16 protein-coding genes are annotated in these 19,636 nt (G+C 59.5%); 5 read left to right on the plus strand and 11 right to left on the minus strand.

The window, feature by feature from the left end:
- Positions 1-137: 137 nt before the first annotated feature.
- The 4 genes from PSH76_RS16995 to codA all read left to right on the plus strand — a co-directional run bounded on the left by PSH76_RS16995 (position 138) and on the right by codA (position 4,445).
- Positions 138-1,217 carry a patatin-like phospholipase family protein gene (locus PSH76_RS16995; protein WP_305492632.1) on the plus strand — a complete coding sequence of 360 codons (1,080 nt, stop codon included), beginning with the start codon at positions 138-140 and terminating at the stop codon, positions 1,215-1,217.
- Positions 1,218-1,297: 80 nt separating this feature from the next.
- Positions 1,298-1,654, plus strand: coding sequence for a 6-carboxytetrahydropterin synthase QueD (queD, locus tag PSH76_RS17000; protein WP_003237990.1), 357 nt, complete (start codon positions 1,298-1,300; stop codon positions 1,652-1,654).
- Positions 1,655-1,884: 230 nt separating this feature from the next.
- Positions 1,885-3,153, plus strand: coding sequence for a cytosine permease (gene codB / locus PSH76_RS17005; protein ID WP_305492633.1), 1,269 nt, complete (start codon positions 1,885-1,887; stop codon positions 3,151-3,153).
- Between the two features lie 50 nt (positions 3,154-3,203).
- Positions 3,204-4,445: a cytosine deaminase gene (codA, locus tag PSH76_RS17010; RefSeq protein WP_305492634.1), complete on the plus strand. Its 1,242-nt coding sequence runs from the start codon at positions 3,204-3,206 to the stop codon at positions 4,443-4,445.
- Here codA and PSH76_RS17015 read toward each other — a convergent pair.
- From PSH76_RS17015 to PSH76_RS17030, 4 genes are read right to left on the minus strand one after another with little or no spacing between them, the layout of a single operon-like run.
- Positions 4,434-6,578, minus strand: a complete 2,145-nt coding sequence (locus PSH76_RS17015) for a lipase family protein (RefSeq protein ID WP_305492635.1) — start codon at positions 6,576-6,578, stop codon at positions 4,434-4,436. The genes codA and PSH76_RS17015 overlap by 12 nt on opposite strands.
- Positions 6,579-6,592: 14 nt before the next feature.
- A complete protein-coding gene (locus PSH76_RS17020; protein WP_370874587.1) occupies positions 6,593-7,354 on the minus strand; it encodes a hypothetical protein in 762 nt (253 codons plus the stop codon).
- A 4-nt stretch (positions 7,355-7,358) separates the two neighbouring features.
- Complete coding sequence (locus tag PSH76_RS17025; RefSeq protein ID WP_305492637.1) at positions 7,359-8,195, minus strand: DUF4123 domain-containing protein; 837 nt, start codon at positions 8,193-8,195, stop codon at positions 7,359-7,361.
- Positions 8,195-10,090, minus strand: a complete 1,896-nt coding sequence (locus PSH76_RS17030) for a type VI secretion system tip protein VgrG (protein WP_305492638.1) — start codon at positions 10,088-10,090, stop codon at positions 8,195-8,197. Before PSH76_RS17030 ends, PSH76_RS17025 begins: the two co-directional genes overlap by 1 nt.
- 1,137 nt (positions 10,091-11,227) lie before the next feature.
- On the opposite strand from PSH76_RS17030, the gene PSH76_RS17035 reads away from it, so the two are divergent.
- The gene (locus PSH76_RS17035) at positions 11,228-12,379 is read left to right on the plus strand and encodes an MFS transporter (protein ID WP_305492639.1); all 1,152 of its coding nucleotides are present in this window, start codon (positions 11,228-11,230) and stop codon (positions 12,377-12,379) included.
- Between the two features lie 8 nt (positions 12,380-12,387).
- On the opposite strand, the gene PSH76_RS17040 is transcribed toward PSH76_RS17035, so the two are convergent.
- From PSH76_RS17040 to PSH76_RS17070, 7 genes are all read right to left on the minus strand, one after another.
- Positions 12,388-13,050: a type III secretion effector protein gene (locus PSH76_RS17040; protein WP_238344574.1), complete on the minus strand. Its 663-nt coding sequence runs from the start codon at positions 13,048-13,050 to the stop codon at positions 12,388-12,390.
- 424 nt (positions 13,051-13,474) lie between these two features.
- Positions 13,475-13,642, minus strand: coding sequence for a type III secretion effector protein (locus PSH76_RS17045; RefSeq protein WP_084570923.1), 168 nt, complete (start codon positions 13,640-13,642; stop codon positions 13,475-13,477).
- 290 nt (positions 13,643-13,932) lie between these two features.
- Complete coding sequence (locus PSH76_RS17050) at positions 13,933-14,955, minus strand: type III secretion effector protein (RefSeq protein ID WP_305492640.1); 1,023 nt, start codon at positions 14,953-14,955, stop codon at positions 13,933-13,935.
- Positions 14,956-15,190: 235 nt separating this feature from the next.
- The gene (locus PSH76_RS17055) at positions 15,191-17,584 is read right to left on the minus strand and encodes a TonB-dependent receptor (RefSeq protein WP_098952094.1); all 2,394 of its coding nucleotides are present in this window, start codon (positions 17,582-17,584) and stop codon (positions 15,191-15,193) included.
- Between the two features lie 97 nt (positions 17,585-17,681).
- Positions 17,682-18,629 (minus strand): FecR family protein, encoded by a 948-nt coding sequence (locus tag PSH76_RS17060; RefSeq protein WP_305492641.1) that lies wholly within the window; start codon positions 18,627-18,629, stop codon positions 17,682-17,684.
- A gap of 26 nt (positions 18,630-18,655) precedes the next feature.
- Entirely contained in the window at positions 18,656-19,156 is a 501-nt protein-coding gene (locus PSH76_RS17065) for a sigma-70 family RNA polymerase sigma factor (RefSeq protein ID WP_098952098.1), read from the minus strand.
- 77 nt (positions 19,157-19,233) lie between these two features.
- The gene (locus PSH76_RS17070) at positions 19,234-19,635 is read right to left on the minus strand and encodes a cytochrome c (protein ID WP_098952100.1); all 402 of its coding nucleotides are present in this window, start codon (positions 19,633-19,635) and stop codon (positions 19,234-19,236) included.
- Position 19,636: the final 1 nt, after the last annotated feature.

Raw genomic sequence — 19,636 nt, forward strand, 5'->3', positions numbered from 1 at the left:
GTTTTCCTACGCCGGCCACGGTACGCGCTGCAACTTAACTGAAACTGAATTGCCACCATGGCAATTGCGGTTAAGCCATTTTTCCCACGGCCTGCGAGATTTCCTATACTGCCCCGCTCGCCTCAACAGAGACCGGTATGACCGCCATCCATATCAAGTTCCCGACCTTGACCCTCAAGGCCGGCAAACGCGCCTTCACCCGCATCCGCGAGCAGGGCCTTGCGCCTGCCGACGTCGGCATCCTTCCCGGTGCGGCGGGCGGCCCCAAGGCCCTGGGTATCCAAGGGCTCGACCTGGCGCTGTTCGGTGACTGGTTACGCCGTGCCCCACGCGAGCGTGCGCTGATCGGCGCGTCCATCGGCTCCTGGCGGTTCGCCAGCGCCTGCCTGCCCGACCCGGTGCAAGGCTTGCTCGACCTGGGCCGCCTGTACAACGAGCAGCGCTTTGCCAAAGGCGTGACCATGGCCCAAGTCAGCCAGAGCTGCCAGCGCATGCTCGACGACCTGCTGGCCGGGCGTGATGCGCGGGTGCTGGACAACCCCGACTATCGGCTGAACATCATGGTGGTCAAGAGCCACGGCTTGCTCGCCGATGACCACCGTGGGCGGCTGGGGCTGGGCCTGTCGTCGGTGATTGCCGATAACCTGCGGGGCCGCGCACGGCTGTCGCGGCATTTTGAGCGGCTGATCATCCACGACCCGCGCCAGGCACCCCCGGTACACCCCCTGAAGGATTTCCCCTCGCGCTTCCTCAGCCTGGACGTGGGTAACCTGCGCCAGGCGTTGCTCGCGTCCGGCTCGATCCCCATGGTGATGCAAGGCGTGCGCGACCTGCCCGGAGCCGGAGCCGGCACCTACCGCGACGGCGGCCTGCTGGATTACCACCTAGACCTGCCTTACCACGGCGATGACATCGTGCTGTACCCGCACTTTACCGACCGAGTCATCCCCGGCTGGTTCGACAAGGGCCTGCCATGGCGACGCAGCAACCAGCAGGGCTTGCAGGATGTGTTACTGCTGGCGCCGTCCAGGGACTACCTGGCCCGCCTGCCCCATGGCAAGCTGCCAGACCGCAGCGACTTCAAGCGCTTTATGGGCGATGATCCAGGCCGCAACAAATATTGGCAAACGGCGATGAGCGAGAGCCAGCGGCTGGGGGATGAGTTTTTGGCATTGGCGGACAACGGCAAGCTCGGCGACCGTTTGCTGGCCCTTTGACCGCATGGGCGGTATGCGCAGGGGCTGGTCAAGCTGTTAAACTCGCCGCCTGCCAGACACCTGACCGAGCTGAAAACACTGTGGAAATCTTCAAAGAGTTTACCTTCGAATCCGCCCACCGCCTGCCCCACGTACCGGAAGGCCACAAATGTGGGCGCCTGCATGGGCATTCGTTCAAGGTGGCCATCCACCTGAGCGGCGACCTGGATCCCCATACTGGCTGGATTCGCGACTTCTCGGAGATCAAAGCGATTTTCAAGCCGCTGTATGAACGCCTCGACCACAACTACCTCAACGACATTCCCGGCCTGGAAAACCCCACCAGCGAAGTGCTGGCCAAGTGGATCTGGACGGAGTTGAAACCTCTGCTGCCGGAACTCAGTGCGATCCGTATCCACGAGACGTGCACCAGTGGCTGCATTTATCGCGGTGAGTAAGAACCACCTGCGGGTGGTTTTTTTCGAAGCGCCGGCGGGCTGACCCATCTGGGAAACCCGCACAAACGCTGTTCGACTGAGCCAGTTTGGCTCACCGCTGCACTGCTTTTGCGCTGATTGGAAGGGGGCAGCCTTATAAAGGGCTTGCTCCCGTCAGCGCATACCTGCTCGCATCTGCGTTGGCACGCGGGATGCACGCTACCTGGGTCACCACTCAGGGAGCAGCCCCCATGACGCAGCAAGACCCCGGCAACGACTACCCTCTCAGCGAAGTCCCCTTGCATGCGCGCAAGGGGCTGGCCTCTACGGCCATGGTGTTGCTGGGGTTCACCTTTTTTACCGCGACCATGTTCGCCGGCGGCAAGCTGGGGGTGGCGTTCAGCTTCATCGACATGCTTGGCGTCGTGGCCCTGGGTAACCTGTTGTTGGGTATCTACGCCGCAGGCTTGGGTTACGTCGCCTTCAAGAGCGGCTTGAACTCGGTGCTGATGGGGCGTTTCTGCTTTGGCGAAGTGGGTAGCAAGCTCAGTGACTTGATCCTCGGTTTTACCCAGATCGGCTGGTATGCCTGGGGCACGGCCACGGCGGCCGTGGTATTGGGCAAGTATTTCCAGTTGAGCCCGGGCAGTGTGCTGGGGCTGATGCTGGTGTTTGGCTTATTGTTCTGCGCCACCGCCTACGTGGGGTATCGCGGGTTGGAAATTTTGTCCTACATCGCGGTGCCGGCCATGGGGCTGCTGTTGCTGCTGTCGATGTGGGTCGCCACCGTGAAAGTCGGCGGGCTGCAGGGGCTGCTGGCAGTGGTGCCCAGCGCGGAGCTGGACTTGTCCACCGCCATCACCCTGGTGTTCGGGACCTTTGTCAGCGGTGCAACCCAGGCCACCAACTGGACACGGTTTTCGCGCTCGGCCAAGGTTGCGGTGCTGGCCAGCCTGATCGGCTTTTTTGTCGGCAACGGCTTGATGGTGCTGATCGGGGCCTATGGCGCCATCGTCTATCAGCAACCGGATGTGGTGGAGGTCTTGCTGCTGCAAGGTTTCGCCACGGCGGCGATGGCGATGTTGCTGCTCAATATCTGGAGCACCCAGGACAACACCATCTACAACTTCGCCGTCGCCGGTTGCAACCTGCTGCGCACCCAACGGCGCAAGAGCGTGACCCTGGCCGGCGCGGTGATCGGTACCCTGCTCGCCTTGTTCGGCATGTACGACCTGCTGGTGCCGTACCTGATCCTGCTGGGCACGGTCATCCCGCCGATTGGGGGCGTGATCATGGCGGACTTCTTCTATCGTTATCGCGGCCAATACCCACGCTTGGCGCAGGCTCGCCTGCCGGCGTTCAATTGGCCCGGCCTGATTGCGTATGGAGTGGGCACCGTGCTGGCGTTCAACTCACCGTGGGTCGCGCCGTTGGTGGGAATTGTTGCCGCGTCGCTGACCTATGTACTGCTCACGGCCATACTACGCGCCATGACCGCCTGGACATCAGTATCGCCCTGAGGATCTGGCGGCTGTCTGCCTGATTGTTTTTAGCCAAGAGGAACTTGAGCATGCACATCATCAATGCCCGCCTGCGCAACCGTGAAGGCCTGCATGATCTGCACCTGGAACACGGCCGGATCGCCAGCATCACTGCGCAAACCGGGGTGCCGGCGCTGATGGCCGGCGACTTGGACGCCGCCGGCAACCTGGTGATACCGCCCTTCGTCGAACCCCACATCCATCTTGACGCCACCCTCACCGCCGGCGAACCGCGCTGGAACATGAGCGGTACGCTGTTTGAAGGCATCGAATGCTGGGGCGAACGCAAGGCCACCATTACCCAGGAAGACACCAAGGCCCGGGCCAAAAAAACCATACAGGCCCTCGCCGCCCATGGCATCCAGCATGTGCGCACCCATGTCGACGTCACCGACCCGGACCTCACCGCGCTCAAGGCCATGCTGCAAGTGCGTGAAGAAAGCACGCACCTGATCGACCTGCAAATCGTCGCTTTCCCCCAGGAGGGCATCGAGTCATTCCGCAATGGTCGCGAACTGATGGAAGAAGCCATTCGCCTGGGTGCCGACGTGATCGGTGGCATCCCCCACTTCGAATACACCCGCGACCAAGGCGTGAGTTCGGTGAAGTTCCTCATGGACCTGGCCGAACGCACCGGCTGCCTGGTGGACGTGCACTGTGACGAAACCGATGACCCCCACTCACGCTTTCTCGAAGTCCTCGCCGAAGAAGCCCGCAGCCGCGACATGGGGGCCCGCGTGACCGCCAGCCACACCACGGCCATGGGCTCCTACGACAACGCTTACTGCGCCAAGCTGTTTCGCCTGCTGGGGCATTCCGGTATCAGCTTTGTCTCGTGCCCCACCGAGAGCATCCACCTGCAAGGCCGCTTCGACAACTTCCCGAAACGCCGCGGCGTCACCCGCGTCAACGAACTGCTTGAGGCCGGCATGAACGTGTGTTTTGGCCAGGACTCCATCGTCGATCCCTGGTACCCGCTGGGTAACGGCAATATCTTGCGAGTGCTGGAGGCCGGCCTGCACATCTGCCATATGCTCGGTTATCGCAATTTGCAAAACGCTCTGGATCTGGTTACCGACAACAGTGCCAAAGCCATGGCCCTGGGCGACCGCTATGGGCTGCAAGCAGGCCGCCCGGCGAACCTGCTGATCCTGTCGGCCGACAGCGACTACGAAGTCATACGTAGCCAGGGCCTGCCGTTGTATTCGATCCGCAACGGCAAGGTACTGATGAAACGGCAACCGGCCCAGGTGGAGTTTTTAGACGACTGAGTCGATGTCCAGCGTTTGAGCCCGTGCCCGTTCGTCGTGGGACGGCGGCGGGATGCTGGCGAATTGGGCTGGCTCACGATTCTCGCGGTGGCTGAACCAACGTTTGAGGCTCGATTGCAGATGTGCGGAAGGGGCATGGCTGCCGTAGACATCGTGGGCTTGCAGGCGACGCCAGCGCAGGCTTGCCAAGCGCTCGCGGCTGGTGTGCAAACGGTCGATCTCTGCGTTCAAGGCATCGGTGGGTTCATGGCTACGATCATTGGCTGGGCGCCGCTGAGCCAGTTCACGCCGCTTGGCCCGCAGTTGCTCGCGCATGTCTTCGAAGGCCCGATCGAGCAGCTCGAACTCCCGCTGGGTCACCAGCGGGCCCTCACTCTCCAGGGTGTGTTGCCAGCGGCGCAACGTCGCCCAGGCGGCGGGGATGTAGCTGGTGGTCATGAAGTGCTGGTCGGCTTGGAACAGCTGCCTCAGCAGATTATCGCGGTCGGGCATATCGCCCTGCAGTTGCAATGCGCGGTTGCACCCGGCCTCTTGGAGCGATTCACAGCCCGGCTTCCATAACACAGAGGAATGGCTGCCATCGGCGAGTGTGATTGGCATGAAGTGATATTGCTCACCGTGATGCCGATAGGGGTTGCCGCCTACGCGCACCAGCCCAGCGGCGAATAGCAGGCCACCAGGTGCGGGGTTGCTGAATAGCGTGATGGCCCCGGGAATCCAGAGCTTGGCGGTGGTGTTCATCCAGGGCGCCGGAACACTGGGGACGGGGTCGTTGTGGTTGACGATGCGGTGGTGGACCAGGGTTGAGGCGCCAGCGGTGAATTCAGCGTCGGCGGCGCGGGGGGCGCCGTAGGTGTAGAGCAGGACGTTGTAGTGGGCATCTGGGGTTCGGCGCAGTCCTTCGGCCAACAGCAAGGCAATGGCGCCGCCGAGGCTGTGGCCGCAAATTACGATGCGCTGGCCAATGTGAAATCGTGCAAGGTATCCGAGTACGAACCGATGCATGGCCTGAAACGCTTGGTAAAACCCATGATGAACTTTTCCGACGCCCTCCACAAAATGGGTTTGGTGAGCATCTGCATCCCGCAAGACGTCGGCACCACTAGCAGTGCCACGCACGGCGATGAGAACAATCTCCTCGTGATGACAGATGAATGCTTGAGTATCTGTACCAGACTCAACATCGTTAAAAAAATGCACTCGCTCCGGATGCTCAGAACCACCAGAGGCGTCGTTCTGCCCGTACAACTCGGGATCAAAAGGTAAAATTTCAAAGCGACTGGAATAGGCCACCTCTTCGTACACTGGATAGAAACGCTGTATTTGCTCTGAGTCGAACTTCCATGCTTCCCTGAAACAAGACAGGTATTCGACAAATAAATTTCCGATACTTGGATCTAGGGGAAAGCTGACTTTATCCTCAGACGCCGCCGGAGGATCTTGACCAAACTCGCAATAACTTAACGTAGCCATCAGCGCCAGTTGGTACAAATTCAATGCGCAAAACTGATCATGCGTAGAAATGACTGGCCTTAAAGCTCGCAGAGGACGCACCTCCAATACCGTGAATTTCTTTGGAAAGAGCACCAATCCCTTGAGTGAGGACTCGGGAGGTCCAAAGCCCAAATCCGCCATCATTTTTAGCGCATGCCGAACTGGGCGATGAGTCTGTGACGAGACCGGAGGTAAGTGAGCACTGTGACGAACTAATTCACTCACCTCAACCTGATAAAATCGATCTGCATTCTGTTGCGCGGGATTATTCTCGACACGCCTTGCATCGTTATTAATAAAGAGAGTTTTCTCAGCACGCACTTGAAGTTCAGTAATAGGCAGCGCGTAGTCAGCGCGTCCCATAAGCGCTTGATAGGGGCTTTCCACTCCGCTATAACGCTCTTCCATCATAAGAATTACTGGACCGCAAAAAAAATTCTCAATTCGGGCGAAGCCATCTGCGTTTAATCGGCCTTTGTATTGCTGACCCGCACTATCGTTAATGGTGTAAGCCAATCCACCATAACCTTTTCCGCTTCCGGTCTCGTCAACCAAGCAAAAGGTCAACCAATCCGTGTTCAACAAACAAGCCGGCATCCTATCGCTGAAGAACTGTTGCTTCCATGCATCCTGCTCCATGACTTTCTCCTTTATTAATCACAGGTCGGATAAATACCGCATAAGCGCCCATCTGGCATTTTGAAGGCCTTAAAGTCAGAAACGTTGCCGCGACAAAACGCAAATATGTCCTCCTGGCTTTCTCCTCTGCAACGCTTCCAGCCACCGGCAACCTTTACCCAGTTGTCCCCCACTGCAGGTTGTTCTTCCTCCGTTAACGCCAACACCATTCTCACCGTCTTCCCGGGCAAACCATTACGAGACACATACCCACCCGCCCGGGCCCTCGTAGGTTGTCCACCGGGACTCAGCGAATTACATCGAAGCACCTTAATGAGGGCATGTTGAGGACCAATGGTACGGAACAACCATTGGCATTGTCCTGGGAGATCTCGAACCCGAGTATCGGCCATCAAAGACATTTCCGTCTCCCAACTATCTCGGATATAAACAGCGGCGTAATCCCGTCCGACATCCGACCAACGCTCCCCCCACTTTGCGTTAATCGCAAACACAAGTTTACGTAACATCAGCGAGCAGCCTTCCACCCGCTCTGTCAGTGGCACGTCGAAACTCACTCTATTCGCTACGGGCTTGCTGGCAGCCTTGAATATTTTGAGATCCGGTCGCTTGCCATGTCTTCGAGGCAACTTGCACGTTTCACCCGGAGCGGGGGTGTAGGAAGCATCGCCCACAAGGCCGAATTGCGCCGGCAAATCCACCTCCAACGTAAAACTCTCCACCGCCCGCCCCGTACATCCCGAAAGCCCCATAACCACCAGTAGCACCAATCCCATCCATCTATTCACCACTCCCCACCTCCCTGCGCCACTGTGCCGCCACTCGTTCAAAATGCTCTTCTGGCGCCTCGCCTGCCCTCGGCTGCCAATGAGCAACACTGCTGCCGGTCGCCTCTGCCAACCGGCGTACCACCAGAAATTCGAGCTGCTCCGGCTCCCGCCATTGCCAGGTGCGCGCTTGCTTCAGTACCTGGGCCAGCCAAATCCTGGGGTCTTGGAATTCGACCAATGCCGCCAGGTCTTCGCTGTGCTCCGCCAGCAGGTAGCGCAGGATATTGGCGTGCAGGATGGCGTCGGCCTGAGGGTTGGGTGTGTCGAGCCACGGCGGGGGCTCAGGCGCCGGGTAGTCGCCCGGTGCAGGGTTTTCGTGATGGCACCAACGGCCTTCATGCCAATAGCACACGCTGATCATTGGCCCGAGGTAGACCGGCCAGTGTTCCTCGGCCAGATGGGCCAAGGCGCGGGCCAGGGTGCGGTTGTCGTGAAAGCGATAAAGCGCCTGCTGGCCTACTGGCCCCAGGAGTAATCGCTCACGCCAATGACGCGCCATACCCGCCAAGTCGCTGGCCGGCAGGCTGGCGAGCCAACCCCAGTTCGACTCGGGGTGTAGCAGCAGGTCAGCCAGTGCAGGCTCATTCATCTGCTCCAGTAACAGTATGAGCGGGCCTGAATTCGCCAACTCCGCCGCATCGGTCTCGCTGTAGAGGCTGCAATAGTGCGACGGGGCGCGATCTGCCAGCAGGGGTTGGCGAGCCTCGTGATTACCCTCCAGCATCAGGCACAGTTGGTGTCCGCTCTGCTGTTGTTGGGCCATCCAGCGATGGGGCAAATTGTCCATCAGGCCGCCCTCCCCGCGATATTGCACAGGCCTTCGCGGCAGCGTTCGCACAGCGGGCAAAAGTCCGCGCCCAGTTGCTTGGCCAGATCCATGATGACGCCTTGCGCTGCAGAGATTTGCGCGCCGGCAACCAATGACGGGCTCACCGAACGGCCTGCAGACGGCGAACCGCCCAGGGTGATGGGCCGGCTGCTGAAAATACTGCCGGCTTGCATCACCAGGTGTTCGCCGCCCGCCTTCAAGCTCAATTGTGCACCAGCCTCTATCACCAGGCTGCCACCGGCCTTGAGATGAACCTGCTGCCCGGCTTCGATCACCAGGCTTTGGCCAACGCGAGTCAGGCTATCGCCCTCTACCTCCAGGCGACTGTCATGCCCCACCCGTTGCTCCAGGTCACGCTGGGCGCGCAGGTAAATGAGCTCTTCGCCGCGTCGGTCTTCAAGGTACAACTCATTGGCGCCCCCGCCGCTCGGCGAACTGCGGCTGCGCAGAACGCTGCGTGTCTTGTGCTGCGGCAAAGGGTACGCCGGCAAGTGCGATGCATTGGGCAGGCAACCGGTGACAAGGGGTTGGTCCGGGTCTCCCTCCAGAAAGCTCACCAGCACTTCCATGCCCACCCGTGGAATGACCATGGCGCCAAACCCATCACCCGCCCAACCGGACGCCACGCGCAGCCAACAACTGCTGGTCTCGTCGCCCTTTTCCGCGCGATCCCAGTGAAAGCACACCTTCACACGACCATAGGCATCGCAGTGCACGTCCTCGCCGGCAGGCCCGGTTACCGTCGCGGTCTGGCTGCCACTGATCGTTGGCTTGGGGTGCTTGAGGGCAGGTCGATGCACTGCGCGCCAGGGAGTTGCGGTGAACCGGTTGCGATAGCCTTGGAACCCATTGGCATCAACGATCGACTCCTCCAACACCTGCGGCTGGTAACCCTCATGACGCACCGAAGTCAACAGCCATAAGTCGTTGCAGGCTGGGTCCGGGTGATCACACAGCTCAAGAAAGTGACCACTGCACAATGCCGGTTGATCGCTCTTGCCCAGTACCCGATGGCGATCACGCTGGTGACGTTCCAGGCTACGTCGCGCCAGTTGTGCACCGCGTGCATGGCCATTAAAGCCGGCAGGATAGCCATAGTCCTCCAAAGGATCCGCCGGCCCGCTACCGGCCTGGGCATGCAGGCGAAACGAAGGGTGCTCAAAGTCATAATCACGACGTACTGTGCGCCGGCTGCGCGTTATTAGGCGCCGGTCGAAACGCTGGACAACCGGGGCCCCAAGCGATGGATCAGCCGAGGGACAATAACGCTGCACCGGCAACCGGCGAAATACCGTCTGGTCATCGCCAAACACCAGCAGATGATTCTCCGCGCTGTGGCGAAAGTGGTAGTGAATACCCTCCTCCTCACACAGCCGCTGGATGAAATGCAGGTCGGACTCCCTGTACTGCACGCAAAACGTGCGCGGCGGATACACCACCGGCCCCAACTCAAACGCGTAGGCGTCGGCAAAGATACCGTGGTGTTCGAGGACCGCGGCAATGATCTGCGGTACGCTGCGCTGCTGGAAAACCCGCTGGTCGCAACGATGGGCAAGGGATGCCAGGCGTGGGGCGAGCGTCAGGTGATAAAGGGTGAGCCGCGTACCGGGATCATCCCGACCGATGGCGTAGACTTGCCCATGCAAGCCCTGGTCTGCTTCGCCGAAAGCCAGATAGACGGGTTGATGGAGCAACGCCTCCAGGTCAAGGGAAGGATCTTCGCTGACTAACTGCACCTGTATAAAGTAAGGCTGATCGAGGGCTTCGCTGCCTTTGAACGCCACTACCTGAAGTTCTGTATTTATGCTTGCAAGGACTAACTTGAAACGCGACGAAACAAACCCGTTAACCATCCTTTGTTACCCGCCATCAACTTTCTCTTGAACGACTCTCTCTCGCCCCAATACCCATTCGGATTGCGAAAAAAAGCACCTGAACACGCTTAAGCTTAGCGACCCCAGGCACTTTTCGGTCCCTTTTGAATAAAACAGAAGTTTCGTACAGCGAAGATGGAAGTGTCTTTTACAGAATATATACAGCCAAAAAAAATCTTCTTACAGCATGAAGAAAATTCTGACTACAGCTTGTCTCTGTGTAACTAAACTTTAAGGAAACGGCTGACACTTATTTAATGCTGAAGTCGTTTCCGCTTTTTAGTCGCCCTGTCCCGCTACGAGTGTCGGCTCCTGACCATGCCTAACCACGATGCGAAGCGAGTCGCTCTTGATCTGCTTTTGATCTTGATCTTAAGCGCCCCGTCAAACCACGCTGGCCGGAATTCGACAGAGATTTGGGGGGTAAACCGGCAGGGATGCCGGTTTAGCCGCCCCGCGCCATGGATGGCGCGTGGCGGCGGCCCCCCAAATCACTGGCGGATTACGGGCACACCGAGCCTAGGCGAGGTGCCGAGTGGTGGGGCAAGAGCCCTTTGGTTACTTTGGGGCTCTTTTCCAAAGTGACCCGCCGTCAGGCGGAACCCTAAGTAGCCGTTACCGCAGCAATGGATATGCACACAATCCAACTGTGTTGACTGCTAGGCCACCTTCGCGAGCAAGCCCGCTCCCACAGTTTGAGAGTGGGGTGTCAGGTAGATCAGCATCGGCTGGCAGGCCGTCATCGCAGGCAAGCCAGCTCCCACATTAGGATCGCGGGGCGTCAAGCCTCCCCACTGATATCGCCCCCGCGTCTCTACCTAGCGGGACTGCGGCGTATTACAACGCCAAGTCTGTGGAAAGTGAGCTGGAAGGTGGTAATCCGCCGCAAGAAACCTGGGGTTCAGCCACTCCCACAGGGATTACACACCTTCCAGCTCACCTCCTACAGGCTCGATCATTTCTACGTGGTCACCGGTGGTCAAAGCGTTCCGTGTTTGTAAAAAAATTTGCCTCGTACCCCGTAACACCAAGGGAACCCGGCTCGCTCGAGAGGGCCTGATGTGCAAGGATGTCGCGCCGGACATCGTTCGTTGAACGCCAAACCAAGGATTTTTCATGACTGCCATTTCCACCCCTGCCCCCGTGGTTCCTGGGCGGCTGGAACAGATGTCGACCCGCATCGCTTTTTTTATCGCAGGTTTTGGTATCGCCGCCTGGGCGCCGTTGGTGCCGTACGCCAAGGCGCGTGCGGACCTGAATGAAGGCACCCTTGGCCTGCTGTTGTTGTGCCTGGGAGTGGGGTCGATCATCGCAATGCCGGCAGCGGGTGCGCTGGCCTCGCGTTACGGTTGCCGACGCGTACTGACCGCAGGGACACTGATGATCTGCCTGGCCCTGCCGATGCTGGCCACCGTCAGTTCGATCCCGTTGTTGATTGCCGGGCTATTCCTGTTTGGCGCAGGCCTGGGCACCGTGGACTCCACCGTCAACCTGCAAGCGGTGATCGTTGAGCGCGCCAGTGGCAAAACCATGATGTCGGGCTTCCATGGCTTGTTCAGCCTGGGGGGCATTGTCGGCGCAGCGGGCGTTGCGGGGTTACTGGGCCTGGGGCTGTCACCATTGCAGGCAACCCTGGTGGTGGTGGTTATCACGCTGGCAGCGCTGTTCAAGGCTGCACCGCACTTGTTGCCTTATGGCAGTGAAAGCTCGGGGCCGGCATTTGCAGTGCCCCATGGGGTGGTGTTGTTTATCGGTTGCCTGTGTTTCATCGTCTTTTTGGCTGAAGGCGCCGTACTGGATTGGAGTGCTGTGTTTTTGAGCGCCGAGCGCGGCCTGGATGAGGCTTACGCCGGCATGGGCTACGCGGCATTTGCCTTGACCATGACCGCTGGACGCCTGACCGGCGATGCCATTGTTCGACGCCTGGGGCCCACACGGGTGATTGTGATCGGTGGCGCGCTGGCCTGTGCCGGCTTGCTCCTCGCAACCCTATTGCCAGCGTGGGAAACGGCGCTGCTCGGGTATGCACTGGTGGGTGCCGGGTGTTCGAATATCGTGCCGGTGCTATATACCGCCGTGGGTAAGCAAACAGTGATGCCGGAACATATTGCGGTGCCAGCCATCACCACACTGGGTTATGCCGGCATTCTCGCCGGCCCCGCCATGATTGGCTTTATCGCCCATGGCAGCAGCTTGAGTACTGCCTTCATCCTGATCGCGGTATTGCTGGCGGCAGTGGCCATCAGTGGCAAAATCCTCAAGGTATAGCTCGCTTTTCAGCGTGCCTTGCGAGCGGCGTCCTGCTCATGCCACCGTTCGAGGCTTTTGTTGCTCAGCCACCCCTCTTTGTGAGGTGGACCAAATAGTCGTGTGACATTTGCACGCTCCAATGAGGGCAACAAGCCTGGGCGTTCAATAATGTTCTTGGCGGTGTAGACGCAGAGTTCGCTGTATTTGGGCTGGGGCATGCCCGTGGACGTATCCAGCACGGGCGCGCCCTGTTGATCAACCTCGTACGGGTCCTGCATGACCTCCTTGAGCCTGGCGATTTCAACGTACTGATGCTGTTCAAACAGGTAGGTTCGATCCATGGCCTCGTCTCTCAACAGCGCAAACTGGCTTTGCAGTGCCTCCACCACCTGCGCATTGCCTTGCGCATGAAACGGGTCTTGACTGAACACATTCGCCGAGCTGTTCCCCGGCAAAGCCTGGGCAGCCGTATTGAGGCTATCGCGCGTGATATCGCCGTCCCGGCTGAAAACCGCATCACTCAAGCGCGGGCGCTTGAGCATTTCCCTCACGACCTGAATCACGTCATCCAACGCCTCGCTTTCCCCCATAGGATGAGCGGCGATCCGCTGCAAGGACAGCCAGGTCAGTCGCCCATCACTCAGGAACGAGTGCAGCAAGGCGAAGGATTTTTCCAGCGCTTTAGCCAACTGGCTATCCGTTGACGTTGCACTCGGCAGGGCACCACTGGACCGCTCAATGGATAAGTTCTGCAAGTCTCGATGACGCAGAGCAGACAAGGGTGCACGAAAAAGACGGGCCTTGCGCGGGCCTTCCAGCGGGGACGTGGAAGAGCTTTCATGCCAGGTTTCAGCGGTGGCCGGTGGTGGCTTGGTTGGTTGTAAGGCCGGCCTGTCGGGGGGGAGAGGCCGGGAAGGTAGTACACCCTCGATTGTCATGGGTTTTCTCCAACTCTGTTCAGATGCATATCCGCTGGGTTGACGTTACCTTGATGGGCAAAATCAACGACTGGACTCCACTCAGGCAGGCACCTCATGTGTGGTTGGATGAACTCGACAGTTCCGAGTGGACGATAAATACCCATGACAATATGTAAACCGTGCTCAGCCACGGTTAGCCCAGCTTGCGCCTGCGCCACCAACTGGTCAGGCAGTTGATCAAGCCGGTGTCGTCCAACGAATCAGTACCCTGCCCCTTAACCTGTGGGTCTGCCAGCATGCCTCGGGAAAAATCGTCCGACACAGGCGCTTGGAATTTAAGCTGGCCGGCATAAGCTTTCATGCGCCGCGCCTGTGCCTCATATTCCGTCGACGCAAAAGGGAAACTGCACGAGGGTGCGCGGTCCTGGGAGACTGGCAGACTTTCACGTTGGGTATTGCGCAGGAGTTCGATGGGCCCGGTTGGGCGAGAATTAAACGAGGTTGAAGGCATATTTTTCCCTCATTCAGAATCTGAAAAGCGACGGCGCGAGTCGCAACCGCAGGTACCACTTATGTGGCAAATGGGCGTGATTCGTTCCTTGAAACATATAGGACTGGCGCCGCCTCCGAGAGGCGACGCCTGAAGAAGGCTCAGCGGGACAACAGGTACAGGCCTGTACGGCTGATCTTCCCATCGTCATCTTTACTGGCGCGGTTATCCATCCGCTCAAGCACGTCACTGCGCTTGAGCATTTCCTGGGCCAACTGGATCAGGTGATCCTTGGCCGCGTCGCCGGTAAGCGGCTTGCATGCCCACTTTTTCAAGTCGCAGATTTTAAGGCTTGAGCCCCCGCTACCGTCCTTCAACTCGTCAAAATGCTCAAGCAGTTCACCGGCCAGCTCTTTGTCAGTCTTGTACTTGAAGTAGTTTTCCCCTTGGATCACCGCATTCAGGCTGTGCCGGTCGATCAGGCCATCCAAAGCGCCCGTGGAACCGTGCCGATCCAGCGCGGCCATCAGTTCCGGACGCCGTAGCAACTCATTGGCCAGGCGAATGTTCTCGTTCATGCCCGAGCTGGGCGACCACCCTCTTTTTGCCATCGCAAGAATGCTGTCAACGCTGATAGAGCCAGGGTTCTTCGGGTCTCTGAAGGCATTGAAGCTGTCACGCAACTGCTGCGCCAACTCTTCTCGACTCTTGAGAGAGTACTGCGCGTCTGGCCTGCCGGGGGCGGGCGGATACGGCCGACATGCGGTGGGATCCGGTCGTGGTGGTGGGTTGCACTCACTAGGGTTCGGCCTGGGTGGCGGGTTGCTGCAACCTGGGTTCGGCCGTGGCGGCGGATGCCCACAACCAGGATGCATGGGTGGCCGATGCCCAGAGAACCAGTGGCTGATCCAGTGCTTGAGTTGGCTCAGGAAGTTCTGCATGGCCGGCGGGTTGTGGTGATGCCCAAGCACATCTGCCGCGGTGGTTGGCGCCTGGTGATGACTGAATACAGGCCCGGCCTTGTTGTCCCCGGTTTGAAAATTCACATGGGCAGCCTGCTGACCATTGAAGGAAGGCGTAGCAGGCGCCTGGCGGGTATTTTTGATCTCGGCCTTGGCATTGGCCGGTGAGAGGTCAGGCGTTGATGACGCAGAGACGGGTGCATCCGACATCGATACCGACATACGTTTCTCCATGACAGTGGGCGATTTTCAGCTTGTCGCTCCAACGTAATGTCGAAGCCCACCAGCTTTCCCATGTGTGGTTTTGCGTCGGAATCAGTTCCTGAGCCAGCAATAATCTGTGCGGGGGCGACGTAGGAAACGGAGGGTGGCCTGCCGGTTATGAGTGAGCAGAGCGCCTGACCCAGGCAAAAAAAATCGCAACCCTGGGGTTGCGATCTTTCCTACCAACAACAGATCAGAACCCCACGCTCGCCTGTACGAAAAACGTGCGAGGCTCACCCAGGTACAACCCGGCATTGTTGTCGCTGGAGCGCGTGTAATGCTGCTGGTCGAAGACGTTTTTCACACCCACCCCCAGCTTCAGGTTCGACAGTTGCGCGCCAAAGTCATAGCCACTGCGCACGTTGACCGAGACATATCCTGGGATATCACCGTATTGGCCATCCGCAGTGCCTTGGGTGATATAGGTGGTACCGGTGCCTGGCGCACGTTGGCCGGACTGGGCATAGACGTCCAGGTTGTGGGTCCAGTGGTTGACGTCGTAGCGCAGGCCCAGGGTCGCCACTTGGCGGGAATACAGTGGCAGGTCGCGGCCCTTGAACGGCACATCACCTTCGGAGGTGGCCTTGGTGTAGGTAAAGCCCGCGTTGGCGGTCAGACCGTCGAGGCGCGGGTCGAGGTTGGCCAGGTCGTAATGGGCCGATGCTTCGATGCCGCTGTGCTTGGTGGCGCCGAGGTTGGTCCAGCCCACGTCATTGCTGACGTATTGCAGTTCATCCGAGAAGTCGATGTAGAACAGCGTCACTTCGCCACCCCAGACGCTGTCGTTGTAGCGCGTACCGACCTCGTAGGTCTTGGCCTTTTCCGGGTTCAGGCCGTTGGCCGTCTGGTCGCCGGTACCGCCCTGGCCCAATTGGAAATACTGCAGGCTGCCGAATGAGGTTTCGTAGTTGGCGAACAGTTTCCACGCGTCAGACACGTGGTACATCACGCTCAGGGCCGGCAGCGGTTCGTTGTTGTGGACTTCGCGGCGCTTTTCCTCGGTACGCTTGCCATTCAGGGCCACGACCGGACGATCATGCCATTCGGTGCGGATGTCTTCGAAGCGAATACCGGGGGTGATGGTCCATTTGCCGATATCGATTTTGTTATCGATATAGAAGGCGTTGGCTTCGGTCCCCCCCGTGCGGTCCTGGTATACGTGGCCGTCGCTCTGCCCGCCCGGCGTCGGCACGTTGTTGACCAGGTTCAGGCTGCTGGCCTCCTCGTGCATGCCTTCTTTGAGGTAGCGATAACCCACGCTGACTTCCTGGGTGCTGGGCCCCAGGTCGAACACATGGGACACACGCGGCTCGATGCCGAAGGTGTAGTAGGTGCGCGGGTAGGAGCTGAGGGTCTTGAGGTCGCGGTTGGCAATGGTGCTGCCACGGAAGCTGTCGGAATAGTAAGTCAGCACTTCGGCCTGGGTACGGTCGTCGATCTGGCGGATGTACTTGAAGGACACGTCCTTGCGGCGCCCGCTGAAGTTGTCCCAGTCGCGTAACGATTGGTACGGGTTGGCGTCGAACTGCTGCTGGGTCAGGCCGCCGGGCATATCGGCGCTGGCATCGTAATAATGGAAGTTCAGCGAGAAATCGTCTTGATCGGTCGGCGCCCAGTGGGTCTTGAAGATCACGTCATCGATGTCGTTGCCGTTGTTGCTGTTGCGGTAACCGTTGCCGTTGACCCCGGAGTACAGCAGCGCGGCGCCGATACCGTTGTCGGCCGTGCCGCCGATAAAGGCGTTCTCCACATGTTTCCAGCCACCATGGGCGGAGGTTTGCAGGGTGGTGCCGACTTCCCCGGAGAAGTCTTGCGGGATCGCACGGGTTACGAAGTTGATCACACCGCCGACATTCTGTGGCCCATAACGCACCGAACCCGCGCCACGGACAACGTCGATACTTTCCAGGTTACCGGCAGAAATCGGCGCCATCGACAGTTGTGGCTGGCCGTAGGGAGCAAACGCCGCCGGTACGCCGTCAATCAGCACGGTGGAGCGCGGCGACAGGCGCGACGTCAGCCCGCGTACACCGACGTTGAGGGAAATATCACTGCCACCGGTGCCGTTGGATTCCTGCACTTGCACGCCAGGCACGCGGCGCAACACATCACCGACGTTCATCGCGCCCTGCTCCACCATGGCCTCGCGGCGAATGACCGTGCGCGCGCCGGGATGGTTCTGCACCACTTCGGCATCGGCGTCGGCAAGCCAGTCGCCTACCACCTTGATATCGGTCACACCCAGCACCAGCGGCGAGCCGGCTTCACCGGTGCCGTTGCTCACAGGGCGCAAGGTCACGGAGCCGGCGTCAATCTGGTAATCCAGGCCACTGCCTTGCAGTAATTGGCGCAGGGCTTGTTCGGGCGAGAGCTTGCCATCCACCGCAGGGGCTTGCTTGCCGGCAACCATATCGGGGCTGAAGAACACTTGCAGCGAGGTCTGTTGGCCCAATTGGCTCAAGGCTGCGCCCAGGGATTGGGCGCGAATGTGGATGCCCTCGGCAGCCTGTGCGGTACTGATGGCAACGGCCAGGGCCAAGGGCGCCCAGCGGGAGATTTTATTGTTGTGGAGGGCAAGTTTTTTCACGTCGAACCTAGTCCTGTGATCGCAAGCATGCGCGGCCGTTAATGCAAACCAGTTGCAGTTGCAGAAGAAGACGAAGAACTCGAAAAAAACCTGAATGTCAGCGTGAAATAATTTCCTGGCTACCGTCCGACAAGGTGCGCAAGGCGACCGGCAGGATGTGGGGCAAGGCCTTGAGCAAGGCGTCGGTGTCGTTGGATTTGAAAACGCTGGTCAGGCGCAGGTTGCCCACCGCTGCCGTACTGACACGCAGCGGTTGCTCGCGGTAGCGCGACACTTCCCGCGCCACCTCACTCAGGGTGGCGTTGTTGAACACCAGTTTACCGCTGCGCCACGCGGTCAGTTCTTCAGGGTTCACTGCGTAAGCCGCTGCCACTTGGCCTTGGGGATCGACATGGGTGCCACGCCCGGCGGTGAGCGTGACGATGTGATCGGACGCCTGGCCCTGCACCTTGACCGTGCCGGCTTCGACCGCCACGCGGGTCTGGTCCGCATCCAGGCGCACATCAAAGCGCGTGCCGGTGACGGTCACCCGCCCTGCCCCGGCGGCGACTACAAACGGGCGGCCGGCGTCATGCTGAACGTTGAACATCGCCTCGCCCTGTTTGAGCTCCACGCCTCGCCGGCCCTTTGCGTAGTGAACTGCGACCACGCTGCGGCTGTTGAGGTCCATCACTGAACCGTCGGGCAAAGTCACTTGGCGATGCTCGCCCACTTGCGTACTGAATTCGGCATTGTAGGGCTTTGGCTCAAACACGCTGAATACACTCAAGCCCACGGCGACGGCGACCACACTGGCGGCCACGGCATAACGTATCAGCGCACGCCGACCGGGGCGCTCGACCGGCGCTTCGCCCAGCGCCTGCAAGCGGGCCTTGGGCAGTAAATCCGTAGCGTTCCATAGCCCTTGCAGCACATCGATTTCGTACTGATGCGCGGGATGCGCCCCACGCCAGGCATCGAAACGTTGACGTTCCTGGGCACTCAATGGGCCGTCTTGCAGGCGTACAAACCACTGCGCGGCCTCATCACGGACACGGTTATCCATCGTGGAAGATCCTGTTTCAAAGCCGGTCATGGCGCGCTCGCATCCAGACGATCACGCAGATGCCGCAGGGTGCGGATCATATACTTTTCCACCATGTTTTTAGACAGCCCCAGGCGTGTAGCGATTTCCTGTTGGGTGAGCCCTTCGATCTTCTGCCAGATAAAAACCCTGCGACAGTTGAGCGGCAACTCTGCCAGCGCCCGCTCTATGGCGTCGGCCAACTGGATGGCGTGCATGTAATGCTCCGGGTCGCCGCTATGGGGCGTGCTGTGATCAAGCGCCTGCAACGTCAACGCCTCGCGACGGTCTTCGCGGCGGTAGGCGTCCACCGCAATATTGCGCGCGGTTTGATGCAGGTAGGCGCGCGGCTGCGCCACCTCGCAGGCAGCGGACTCAAGCACCCTCACGAAGGTGTCGTGCGCCAGGTCTTCGGCCTGCTGACGGTTTCTCAGGCGGCGCGTCCAGGTGCCGATCAACTCTTCGTAGTGCTCGAAAAAGCCTGTTCTGCGGGGCGGCTGAGGAGTCATCACGGGAGCACTGGGAAGGCGGGCCGTGAATAGTAATGCTTCCTATTAAGCGGAGCAATTGCTGCTGATCGCCCCCACTATTTGTTTGAAATGACCTCACTCATGTATTGATGCAAATCGCGAAAGTCTTTAACGCTCCAGGCATGCGGCGCGATCTTTACGCCATTGTCCTGCAGCGTCTTGGGGATCAGGTTGCCATTGGGGCGAAGGATGACCGAGGAGACGATAACGCCCGGATAATCATGGAGTCGTTTCTTGAAGGCGGCGGTTGTCAGGTCGGGGGTTGGCGGATTACTTTTTTTAGCCAATGGCCCCGTGCCTTTGATATCGGGCCCATGGCACACAGCACAGCGCTGTAGATACAGCGTTTTACCATTGCTGTTATCGGCGAGGCACAGGGCTGTCTGAGTCAGTGATAAAACGGCCAAGACGCCGCTGACTAACAGTTTGATCAATCGGGTATCGGCCCACGCATGCATT

Source organism: Pseudomonas sp. FP215, from assembly GCF_030687795.1.
GTDB classification, from domain to species: domain Bacteria; phylum Pseudomonadota; class Gammaproteobacteria; order Pseudomonadales; family Pseudomonadaceae; genus Aquipseudomonas; species Aquipseudomonas salmasensis.

Excerpts from the sequence above, each read along its gene's own strand:
- PSH76_RS16995 (WP_305492632.1), top strand. The coding sequence starts at position 138 with ATGACCGCCATCCATATCAAGTTCCCGACCTTGACCCTCAAGGCCGGC.
- codB (WP_305492633.1), top strand. The coding sequence starts at position 1,885 with ATGACGCAGCAAGACCCCGGCAACGACTACCCTCTCAGCGAAGTCCCC.
- codA (WP_305492634.1), top strand. The coding sequence starts at position 3,204 with ATGCACATCATCAATGCCCGCCTGCGCAACCGTGAAGGCCTGCATGAT.
- PSH76_RS17015 (WP_305492635.1), bottom strand. The coding sequence starts at position 6,578 with ATGGAGCAGGATGCATGGAAGCAACAGTTCTTCAGCGATAGGATGCCG.
- PSH76_RS17020 (WP_370874587.1), bottom strand. The coding sequence starts at position 7,354 with ATGGGATTGGTGCTACTGGTGGTTATGGGGCTTTCGGGATGTACGGGG.
- PSH76_RS17025 (WP_305492637.1), bottom strand. The coding sequence starts at position 8,195 with ATGGACAATTTGCCCCATCGCTGGATGGCCCAACAACAGCAGAGCGGA.
- PSH76_RS17030 (WP_305492638.1), bottom strand. The coding sequence starts at position 10,090 with ATGGTTAACGGGTTTGTTTCGTCGCGTTTCAAGTTAGTCCTTGCAAGC.
- PSH76_RS17035 (WP_305492639.1), top strand. The coding sequence starts at position 11,228 with ATGACTGCCATTTCCACCCCTGCCCCCGTGGTTCCTGGGCGGCTGGAA.
- PSH76_RS17045 (WP_084570923.1), bottom strand. The coding sequence starts at position 13,642 with ATGAAAGCTTATGCCGGCCAGCTTAAATTCCAAGCGCCTGTGTCGGAC.
- PSH76_RS17050 (WP_305492640.1), bottom strand. The coding sequence starts at position 14,955 with ATGTCGGTATCGATGTCGGATGCACCCGTCTCTGCGTCATCAACGCCT.
- PSH76_RS17060 (WP_305492641.1), bottom strand. The coding sequence starts at position 18,629 with ATGGATAACCGTGTCCGTGATGAGGCCGCGCAGTGGTTTGTACGCCTG.
- PSH76_RS17065 (WP_098952098.1), bottom strand. The coding sequence starts at position 19,156 with ATGACTCCTCAGCCGCCCCGCAGAACAGGCTTTTTCGAGCACTACGAA.
- PSH76_RS17070 (WP_098952100.1), bottom strand. The coding sequence starts at position 19,635 with ATGCATGCGTGGGCCGATACCCGATTGATCAAACTGTTAGTCAGCGGC.